1 protein-coding gene is annotated in these 885 nt (G+C 49.7%); it reads right to left on the bottom strand.

Annotation, left to right across the window (positions count from 1 at the left end; translation table 11 throughout):
- Window positions 1–884, bottom strand: an 884-nt coding sequence (locus R7190_RS26275; RefSeq protein WP_318137728.1) for a UvrD-helicase domain-containing protein, incomplete at its 3' end; no start/stop codon positions are given.
- Window position 885: the final 1 nt, after the last annotated feature.

Here is an 885-nt window from a genome sequence, read left to right as displayed (position 1 = left end):
GTATTGGAAGCTTCCAAAATGGTCTTGGTGGAACGGTAATTCTGCTCTAGGCGAATGGTGGTTACACTTGGGAATTCACGGGTGAATTTCTCAATGTTTTCGACTTTTGCTCCGCGCCAACCGTAAATCGATTGGTCATCGTCACCCACGATCATCACATGACACTCAGGCCCCGCCATCATGCGTAGCCAAGCGTATTGGATATTGTTGGTGTCTTGGAACTCGTCGACCAAGATGTGTTTAAAGCGTGCTTGGTAGTGCTCGCGGACAAACTTGTTATCGCGCAGTAGCTCATGAGCGCGAAGCAGAATTTCTGCAAAGTCGACCAGACCTGCACGGTCACACGCTTCTTGATAAGCGGTGTATAGCTGCAAGTAGGTTTTGGTCACAGGATCGTGGTAAGCATCGATATGTGCTGGGCGCAGACCTTCGTCTTTTTTGCCGTTAATCCACCAAGCCACTTGGCGTGCAGGCCACTGCTTCTCATCCAAATTTTGTGCTTTGATCAGACGCTTCAGTAAACGCTGTTGATCGTCGCTGTCGATGATTTGAAAGTCTTCCGGTAGCTTGGCATCAAGATAGTGCGCACGCAAAATGCGGTGACAAATACCGTGAAAGGTACCATTCCACATGCCTGACGCACTGCCCATCATCAACTCTTCAATACGGCCACGCATCTCCGCTGCCGCTTTGTTGGTAAAGGTTACCGACATGATTGAGAACGGAGACGCTTGTTCTACCGACATCAACCAAGCGATACGGTGAACAAGAACGCGAGTCTTACCACTCCCTGCACCAGCAAGGACGAGCAAGTTTTCTAGAGGTGCTGCAACGGCTTCACGCTGTTTGTCGTTCAAACCGTCGAGTAATAGAGATGGATCCATC

It is taken from the genome of Vibrio sp. 1078-1 (assembly GCF_033340475.1).
This window is presented reverse-complemented; position numbering and strand designations above follow the sequence as displayed.